This window comes from Pseudomonas sp. MWU16-30322 (genome assembly GCF_020515535.1).
Taxonomy (GTDB): domain Bacteria; phylum Pseudomonadota; class Gammaproteobacteria; order Pseudomonadales; family Pseudomonadaceae; genus Aquipseudomonas; species Aquipseudomonas fluorescens_H.
Genome location: NZ_JAIWYL010000010.1, coordinates 251,753 through 260,742 on the forward strand (window position 1 = coordinate 251,753; position 8,990 = coordinate 260,742).

General features: G+C 61.4%; 8 protein-coding genes. 6 read left to right on the forward strand and 2 right to left on the reverse strand.

Annotation, left to right across the window (positions count from 1 at the left end; genetic code table 11):
- Positions 1-290: 290 nt before the first annotated feature.
- Complete coding sequence (locus tag LCH64_RS21920) at positions 291-1,709, forward strand: amino acid permease (protein WP_226501225.1); 1,419 nt, start codon at positions 291-293, stop codon at positions 1,707-1,709.
- A 200-nt stretch (positions 1,710-1,909) separates the two neighbouring features.
- On the forward strand, positions 1,910-3,397 hold the full coding sequence (locus LCH64_RS21925; RefSeq protein ID WP_226501226.1) for a glucosyltransferase domain-containing protein: 1,488 nt from the start codon (positions 1,910-1,912) through the stop codon (positions 3,395-3,397).
- Positions 3,398-3,403: 6 nt separating this feature from the next.
- On the opposite strand, the gene LCH64_RS21930 is transcribed toward LCH64_RS21925, so the two are convergent.
- Positions 3,404-5,023: an FMN-binding glutamate synthase family protein gene (locus LCH64_RS21930; RefSeq protein WP_226501227.1), complete on the reverse strand. Its 1,620-nt coding sequence runs from the start codon at positions 5,021-5,023 to the stop codon at positions 3,404-3,406.
- 232 nt (positions 5,024-5,255) lie between these two features.
- On the reverse strand, positions 5,256-6,056 hold the full coding sequence (locus tag LCH64_RS21935; protein WP_226501228.1) for a LuxR C-terminal-related transcriptional regulator: 801 nt from the start codon (positions 6,054-6,056) through the stop codon (positions 5,256-5,258).
- Between the two features lie 124 nt (positions 6,057-6,180).
- On the opposite strand from LCH64_RS21935, the gene LCH64_RS21940 reads away from it, so the two are divergent.
- From LCH64_RS21940 to LCH64_RS21955, 4 genes are all read left to right on the forward strand, one after another.
- The gene (locus LCH64_RS21940) at positions 6,181-7,002 is read left to right on the forward strand and encodes a carbon-nitrogen hydrolase family protein (RefSeq protein ID WP_226501229.1); all 822 of its coding nucleotides are present in this window, start codon (positions 6,181-6,183) and stop codon (positions 7,000-7,002) included.
- 261 nt (positions 7,003-7,263) lie between these two features.
- Positions 7,264-7,692 carry an NUDIX domain-containing protein gene (locus tag LCH64_RS21945; protein ID WP_003227797.1) on the forward strand — a complete coding sequence of 143 codons (429 nt, stop codon included), beginning with the start codon at positions 7,264-7,266 and terminating at the stop codon, positions 7,690-7,692.
- A gap of 24 nt (positions 7,693-7,716) precedes the next feature.
- Entirely contained in the window at positions 7,717-8,355 is a 639-nt protein-coding gene (locus tag LCH64_RS21950; protein WP_226501230.1) for a LysE family translocator, read from the forward strand.
- A 2-nt stretch (positions 8,356-8,357) separates the two neighbouring features.
- The gene (locus LCH64_RS21955) at positions 8,358-8,855 is read left to right on the forward strand and encodes a GNAT family N-acetyltransferase (protein ID WP_103484891.1); all 498 of its coding nucleotides are present in this window, start codon (positions 8,358-8,360) and stop codon (positions 8,853-8,855) included.
- The last annotated feature ends 135 nt before the right edge of the window (positions 8,856-8,990 follow it).

Sequence of the window (8,990 nt, forward strand, 5' to 3'; positions counted from 1 at the left end):
GCTGTGCAATACTCGCCGGCCTTTTTGGTGGCGACTATTCCTACGTAAAGCAGTTAATGCCTCTCCGTAAACCGGCTTTGCGCCGAGAGTTCCCGCTGAATGTTGTTGCTTATAGAGTGAAAAGCCCTGTCACAAGCTTTTTATACTGCACGCCCCGCTGATCTTGCAGGTCGGGACCTGCGAGACGTGTCTGCCCACGAGGTGGATGCGGTTTCGGGAAGATGAGGCCTATCGGCCGACGCTTCGCCACTCGGTGGTCATATCCAATAACAAGACGAGGTTGTATCCCTATGCCAGTCGGCAATCACCTGCCCCATGGCGAGTCCGCTCACGGCGGCCCGCTCAAACGCGAACTCGGTGAACGGCATATCCGCCTGATGGCGCTCGGCGCCTGTATCGGCGTCGGCCTGTTCCTGGGTTCGGCCAAGGCCATTGAAATGGCCGGTCCGGCGATCATGCTGTCGTACATTCTCGGCGGCCTGGCGATCCTGGTGATCATGCGCGCCCTCGGCGAAATGGCCGTGCACAACCCGGTGGCCGGTTCGTTCAGCCGCTACGCCCAGGACTACCTCGGCCCGCTGGCGGGCTTTCTCACCGGCTGGAACTACTGGTTCCTGTGGCTGGTGACCTGCGTCGCGGAAATCACCGCCGTCGCCGTGTACATGGGCATCTGGTTCCCCGATGTACCGCGCTGGATCTGGGCCCTCGCGGCGCTGGTCAGCATGGGTTCGATCAACCTGATCGCGGTAAAAGCCTTCGGTGAATTCGAGTTCTGGTTCGCCCTGATCAAGATCGTCACCATCATCGCCATGGTGATTGGCGGCATCGGCGTGATCGCCTTCGGTTTCGGCAACGACGGCGTGGCACTGGGGATTTCCAACCTGTGGGCCCACGGCGGCTTCATGCCCAACGGCGTGACCGGTGTGCTGATGTCCCTGCAAATGGTCATGTTCGCCTACCTCGGTGTCGAGATGATCGGCCTGACCGCCGGTGAAGCGAAGAACCCGCAGAAAACCATTCCCGATGCGATCGGCTCGGTGTTCTGGCGCATTCTGCTGTTCTACGTCGGCGCGCTGTTCGTGATCCTGTCGATCTACCCGTGGAACGAAATCGGCACCCAGGGCAGCCCGTTCGTGATGACCTTCGAACGTCTGGGGATCAAGACCGCCGCCGGCATCATCAACTTCGTGGTGATCACGGCGGCACTGTCGTCGTGCAACGGCGGCATCTTCAGCACCGGGCGCATGCTCTACAGTCTGGCGCAGAACGGCCAGGCCCCGGCCGGTTTCGCCAAGACCTCCAACGGCGTGCCGCGTCGGGCGTTGCTGCTGTCGATTTTCGCCTTGCTGATCGGCGTGCTGCTCAACTACCTGGTGCCGGAGAAAGTCTTCGTCTGGGTGACCTCGATTGCGACTTTCGGCGCGATCTGGACCTGGGTGATGATCCTGCTGGCGCAACTCAAATTCCGCAAAGGCCTGAGTGCCAGCGAACGTGCCGGTCTTAAATACAAGATGTGGCTGTACCCGGTCAGCTCGTACTTTGCGCTGGCGTTCCTGGTGCTGGTGGTCGGCCTGATGGCGTACTTCCCCGACACCCGTGTGGCGCTCTATGTGGGGCCGGCGTTCCTGGTGCTGCTGACGGTGTTGTTCTACGTGTTCAAGTTGCAGCCGACCGGTGAAGCGCAAGGCGCGGTGCGTTCGGCTAGTTGATGTAGCGCGATAGCAAAAGCAAAAGATCGCAGCCTGCGGCAGCTCCTACACGGGATATGTATTCACCCTGTAGGAGCTGCCGCAAGCTGCGATCTTTTGCCGTTTTACCGCCGGTCTGAAAGAGCGATACAAACCCCGCATCCAAGGCTCAAACCTGTATCACTTTGCAATCCCGCGCGGCAGTGAACCGAGGCGCAGACATGAGGGCGAGCGCATTTCTCCAACGAGAGCTCAGTCACCGGCAAGCCCTGCTGTTCTTCCTGCTCGCCACCGCGTTGTACGTCCTGCCACTGATCCTCGCCGACTTCCCCTATATCGACGACAACTGGCGCACGCTGGCCGCCGGCAATGCCTGGGCCGGGCAGGGGCGGTTGTTTGCCGACTGGTTTTATCAGGTGCTGACGTTCACGGGGGCCGCGCCGAACATCTATCCGTTACCCCTGTTGCTCGCCACCCTTGCCATGTCGCTGGCGCTGACCCGCCTGACCTTTCACTACTTCGCCGAACCGACGCTGGCCTGTTGTCTGGTGCCGTTACCGCTCTGGTACAACCCGTTCCTGTTGCAGAACCTGTCTTATCAATACGACGGCCCGATCATGGCCCTGAGCATGGTTGCGGTGATCTACGCCATCACGTTCGAAGGTTCATCGCGGGTACAGCGCTGGCTGGTGCCGGCGGCGTTGCTGGCGCTGGCGATCGGTCTTTATCAGATCAGCTTCAATGTGTTTCTCGGTCTGTGTTGCGTGGAATTGCTCAGGGCCGTCCACCAGCAGAGCCGATGGACGGACACCTTGCGCATGCTGGGCTGGAAACTCGCACAAGCGGTTTTGGGCATCCTGATCTACAGCGTCACCGCTTACCCGTTCATGGATACATTACGAAAAACGGATCTGCTGAACGGAGACGCCCAGCCGCTGCTGCAGATTGGCGTCAACTTCGCGCGGGTCCTGGAGAAAGTCGCGCTGTTGTTTCACGGCGGCTACCTGTGGGTTTTCGCTGCGCTGGTGTTGTGTGCAATCGCCGGCTGCGTGCGGCTGGTTCAGTGTCGCCAGCCTCGTTGGCAAAGCTTGCTGCCGGGCTTGCTGACGCTGCCCGTTCTGGCCTTGCTGGTGCCGGGGATCACCCTGCTGTTCCGGGATTTCAATGAAGGTGCGCGGACCTTGATGGGGTTCGGCGTGTTGCTGTCGGGACTGTTCTATCTGGCGCACGTTGCGCTGGCATCCGGGCACCGTCGCTTGCCGTTGCTGCTGATCATCCCGCTGCTGGCGACACTCTCGCTGTCCTTCGCGTACGGCCGGGTGCTGAGCCTGCAGAAAACCTTCTCCAACAGTGCGCTTTACAGCCTGAGCCACGACATCGCCGAACATCGCGAACTGCGTGAAGCCAAGCGCATCTACCTCTCGGTGAGCTACTCCGACCGCTGGCTGGCCAGTGCGGCCGGTTCATTCAAACGGCTACCGGTGCTGCCCTATCTGCTCAACGTCGATTACTTCGTGCTTGCGGAAAATCTGCCGGCAGCGGGCATCACCAACGTGGTCGCCGAACGCGAACGGCGCAACGCCACCCGCGTCGGCTACCAGGGTTTTCCAGCGCTGGTGGACAGCCTGTATTACCGGATTTACCTGATCGGTGATTACGGCTTCATTGTCATGAAGGAACCGCCGCCTCACCGCCTGCTCAGTTGGTGACGAGGCTCAGGCTGCCGCCACGTCCTGCGGCTCAAAACTGTCCGCCCGCGCCATCTGCCACATCCGCGAGTAAAACTCGCCATTCACTTCCCCAGTCAGCAATTCCCCCGGTTTCAGAAACACATGCAACTGCGAAAACAGTTTGATCTCGGTCGCCGACATGCGCCGCACCAGATGTTTGGCCGACAGTTGCGACGGATGCTCGAGGCCGGCGGCAGCGAGCATTTCTGCCAGCGCCTTGAGCGTGTTGCGGTGGAAGTTGTAGACGCGCTGGGCCTTGTCCGGGACGACGAGGGCGCGTTGGCGCAGGGCGTCTTGCGTGGCGACGCCGGTCGGGCATTTGTTGGTGTGGCAGCTTTGCGACTGGATGCAGCCGATGGCGAACATGAAACCGCGCGCCGAGTTGGCCCAGTCGGCGCCGATGGCCAGTACGCTGGCGATGTCGAAGGCGCTGACGATCTTGCCGCTGGCGCCGAGTTTGATCTTGTCGCGCAGGTTCAGGCCGACCAGGGTGTTGTGCACGAACAGCAGGCCTTCGCGCATCGGCACGCCGATGTGGTCGGTGAATTCGACCGGTGCGGCACCGGTCCCGCCTTCCTTGCCGTCGACCACGATGAAGTCCGGAAGAATGCCGGTTTCCAGCATGGCCTTGGCGATGCCCATGAACTCCCACGGATGCCCGAGGCAGAACTTGAAGCCCACCGGTTTGCCGCCGGACAGTTCACGCAGTTGCTGGATGAAATGCATCATTTCGATCGGCGTGGAAAACGCGCTGTGGCGTGACGGCGAGATGCAGTCTTCGCCCATCTGGATACCACGGGTGTCGGCGATTTCCTGGGTGACCTTGTGTTTGGGCAGAATCCCGCCGTGCCCGGGTTTGGCGCCTTGGCTCATTTTGATTTCGATCATCCGCACCTGCGGATTCTGCGCCTGGGTGGCAAAGCGCTCCGGGTCGAATCGGCCATCGCTGGTGCGGCAGCCGAAGTAGCCGCTGCCCAGTTCCCAAGTCAGGTCGCCGCCGTGTTCGCGGTGATACGGGCTGATGCTGCCTTCGCCGGTGTCGTGGGCGAAGTTGCCGAGTTTGGCGCCCTGGTTCAACGCGCGGATCGCGTTGGCGCTGAGCGAGCCGAAGCTCATCGCCGAGATGTTGAACACCGACGCCGAGTAGGGCTGGGTGCACTGCGGGCCGCCGACGGTGACGCGGAAACTGTTGGGGTCGCTCAACGGTGCCGGGCGCATCGAGTGGCCGATGAATTCGAAGCCTGATTGATAGACGTCGATCAGCGTACCGAAGGGTTTGTCGGCGCTTTCATTTTTCGCCCGCGAATACACCAGCGAGCGCTGGGCGCGGGAGAAGGGCAGGGCGTCGCTGTCGGATTCCAGCAGGTACTGACGAATTTCCGGGCGGATGCCTTCGACCAGATAGCGGATGTTGCCCAGGATCGGGTAGTTGCGGCGCACCGCGTGCGGGCTCTGCAGCAGGTCGAACACACCGAGCAGGCTCAACACACCGGTGACGGCGGTGATCGGCCACAGCCAGTCGTGTTCGAGAAAGGGCAGGCTGGCGAGGGTGAAAATCACGCAGACGGCAAAGAAGGCGTAGCGGCTCAGGAGTGACAGGCTCATACGGTTTCCTTGGTTCGGACTCAATGGTTACCCATGGCGCGCAGACTGGCTTGCTCTTGTGGCGAGGGAGCTTGCTCCCGCTGGGTTGCGCAGCAGCCCCAAACCTGGCCATCACGGTCTGTCTGATGCATCGCGTGACCAGGCTTTGCGACTGCTGCGCAGTCGAGCGGGAGCAAGCTCCCTCGCCACAGGGGATTCCAAGCTTCAGAGATCTCCTGCGTGCCAAGGCTTTTCAGGCGTTCTGCGCCTGGAGAAAAATCGAAAACAGCTCCGACTGGGATTTGATCCCCAGCTTGCTGTACATGTGTTTCTTATGGACTTTCACGGTTTCTACGGAGATTTCCAGCTTACGGGCGATTTCTTTACTGGAGCAACCGCTGAGCATCAAACGCCCGACATCCAGTTCCCGGGCGGTCAGTTGCGTGCCCTTGAGTCGTTGCACCGATGCTTCCAGTTGCACCCGCCAGTCGACCTGCGCCGGCGCGGCAGCGAGGGCCACGGTTTCATTGATTTCGTACGGCAGGCGCTGGCGCAAAAGGCCCAGTACCCAGGGCTGGATCAAAGACAGCAAAGCAATCTGTTCGCCAGTGAAACGTTTTTCACTGCCCAGCGACAGGCACAGCGTGCGCTCGCCTTCGAGCTGACAATTGAACTGGATTTCGTCGGCGACCACATTCAGACGAAAGTATCGCTGGTAATACTCGGTCAGCTCGAAATGCTCTGGCGCCACCTCCGACAAGCGGTACATGCCAGTGCGCGACTGCTCGCGGCAGGCGATGTAGAACGGGTCGAGCCGGTACAACCCGCGCAGATAGTCCTGAAACAGCTGGTCGGGACTGCCGTCCTCGCCGGGGCATTCGGCGAAGACCTGTGGGTGCTGATCGGCGCCGAACAGCAGCACCACCCAGCTATCGAACGCCACGTACTGGTCGAGCAGACGCACCAGTTGCGCCCAGAAATTCGGCTTGTCCAGCGCCTCGATCAGTTGCCCGACGGCGCGGTGCCAAGTGATGTCATCAAGTGAAACGGTCATGGATCTACCCCTGTCGGGTTACCCCGGCCGCGTGATTCCCCGGCCGGTCGCAGCTGCGCATACTGGCTCACAGTCAGCCACCGGGCAATCTTTCGGCGCCCGCTGCCCACAACAAGGAATCTTCATGAAAGTCGAACTCGCCCAACTGGCGGGCCGTGACACTGGCACCGCGTACAACCTCGAACGCGCCCTCGCGGCGATTGCGGCGTGCGCGGCCGATACGCAATTGATCGTGTTCCCGGAAACCCACTTGATGGGCTTCCCGACGGCCGAGACCGTGGCGCAGATCGCCGAGCCGGTGGACGGCCCGACCGTCAGCGCCGTGCTGGCCGCCGCCCGTGAGCGCAACATCGCCGTGGTGATCGGCCTGGCCGAGAATGACAACGGGCGCTTCTACAACACCACGCTGCTGATCACCCCAGAAGGCATTGCCCTGAAATACCGCAAGACCCATTTGTGGGCCTCGGATCGCGGCGTGTTCGAGGCGGGCGACCGCTATTCCACCTGCGAGTGGAACGGCGTGCGCGTCGGACTGCTGATCTGCTACGACATCGAATTCCCCGAATCCGCCCGTGCACTAGCACAGCTGGGCGCCGATTTGCTGATCGTGACCAACGGCAACATGGATCCGTACGGCCCGACCCATCGCACCGCGATCATGGCCCGCGCTCAGGAAAATCAAGCGTTCGCGTTGATGGTCAACCGCGTCGAGGCCGGGGACGACGGCTTGATGTTTGCCGGTGGTAGTGCGCTGGTCGATCCGCTGGGGACGCTGCTGTTCGAGGCCGGTCGTGAAGAAGGGCAGTTCAGCGTCGAGCTGGATTTCAGTCAACTGGAGGTTGCGCGCAAGGATTATCGCTATTTGCAGGATCAGCGGCTGAAGCTGCCGGGGGAGATGCTGGAGCACGCTTCGGGACTGCGCGAGTTGCTGATTCCTTTGCGCTGATCCGGATTCCGTGTCGAGCGAGCTGACGCCTTCGCGAGCAAGCCCGCTCCCACAGTGATCGCGTACCCCTGTGGGAATACACTCTCACAATGATCGCGTACGTACTGTGGGAGCGGGCTTGCTCGCGAAGACGGCCTCATGGACAACACACCTGCCTGATCCCCCAAAAAATCAGTGCAACCGCGCTCGCTACCACAGAGACTTTGCGTCCGGCGCCGGGCATGTGATGCTTGCGGCTTTTGCGCTAGGGGCCTGCTCTTCATGTCGACGTTTCCCAACGAAAAAATCATTCGCATCGCTGCCGCCCTGTTGCTCAATCCCGACGGCCAGACCCTGCTGGTGCGCAAGCGTGGCACCACGGCGTTCATGCAGCCGGGCGGGAAGATCGAAGCGCATGAGTTGCCGGTACACGCGCTGGCCCGCGAGCTGGAAGAAGAGCTGGGGCTGGCGATTGATCCGGCGCAGGCGACATTTCTCGGGCAGTTCTCGGCGCCTGCTGCCAACGAGCCGGGGTTTGTTGTTCACGCGGAGATTTTTCAGCTGACGATCGATGCCGACGTGACGCCCGCTGCCGAAATCGAGGAAATGATCTGGGTCGATCCGGCCACTGATCCTGCTGTCGTTCTGGCGCCATTGACACGGGATCTGATCCTGCCGTTTTATCGCCACTCGCTCACCGCGATTGCCTGATCATTCACGCACAGGACGCCCACCATGATCCCGCTTCCAGACCTGCTGATCTTCGCTGCCGCCGCGCTGTTGATGGTACTGACGCCGGGACCGAACATGATTTACCTGATCTCGCGTTCGATCTGTCAGGGGCGCAAGGCCGGGGTCACTTCGTTGCTTGGCGTGGTGGCGGGGTTTTTCGTGCACCTGTTCGCGGCTGCCGCCGGTTTGACGGCGGTGTTTCTCGCGGTGCCGATGGCCTATGAAGTGCTGAAATGGGCCGGCGCGTTGTACCTGTTGTGGCTGGCCTGGCAAGCGGTGAAACCCGGTGCACGCTCGCCGTTCGAAGCGCAGCCATTGCCGCCGGACTCGTCGCGCAAACTGATCACCATGGGCTTTTTCACTAGCGCACTGAACCCGAAAATCGCGGTGTTCTACCTCTCGGTGTTTCCGCAATTCATCAGCCCTGAACACGGCTCGCTGTTCACCCAGAGCATCATCCTTGGCCTGACCCAGATCAGCGTCAGTTTCTGCGTCAATTTGCTGATCGCGCTGTTCGCGGCGGGTATCGCCTCGTGGTTTGTGCGCAACCCGACATGGCTGGCGCTGCAGCGTTATTTCATGGGTTTTGTACTCGCCGGTCTGGCGGTGCGCCTGATGATAGAACAACGCAGGACGGCGTGAGCATGTGGATCGAACGGCTGGACGCCAGTCATGCCCTGGCTTACCGCGAGCTGATGCTTGAGGCCTACGACCGCCACCCGCAGGCGTTCACCTCCAGCGTGCGCGAGCGTGCGGTGATGCCGTTGAGCTGGTGGGAAGCGCGGCTGACCAGCAAGCTCGACGTGGTGCTCGGTGCGTTCGAAGCGGGCACATTGGCCGGCATCGTCGGCCTGGCATTCGAGCCGCGAGAAAAGGCCCGCCATAAGTCGACCTTGTTCGGCATGTACGTCTCAGCCGATTTTCGCCAGCACGGTCTGGGCCAGGATTTGGTCCAGGCCGCCATCGCCGAAGCACACACCCATCCGGAACTGAAACTGATCCAGCTGACCGTTACCGCCGGCAACGACGCCGCGTTCAAGCTGTACCAGCGCTGCGGCTTCATCCAGTTCGGACTGGAGCCGCTGGCGGTACGGGTGGGTGAAGACTACTTCGACAAGATCCACATGTGGCGCCAGCTCTGACACCACACTGTCCCCCTGTGGGAGCGGGCTTGCTCGCGAATGCGGTGGGTCAGCACAGCACCCGTCAACTGACAGATTGCCTTCGCGAGCAAGCCCGCTCCCACAGTGGGATGCGTGTTTCAGGTAAGGGGATCG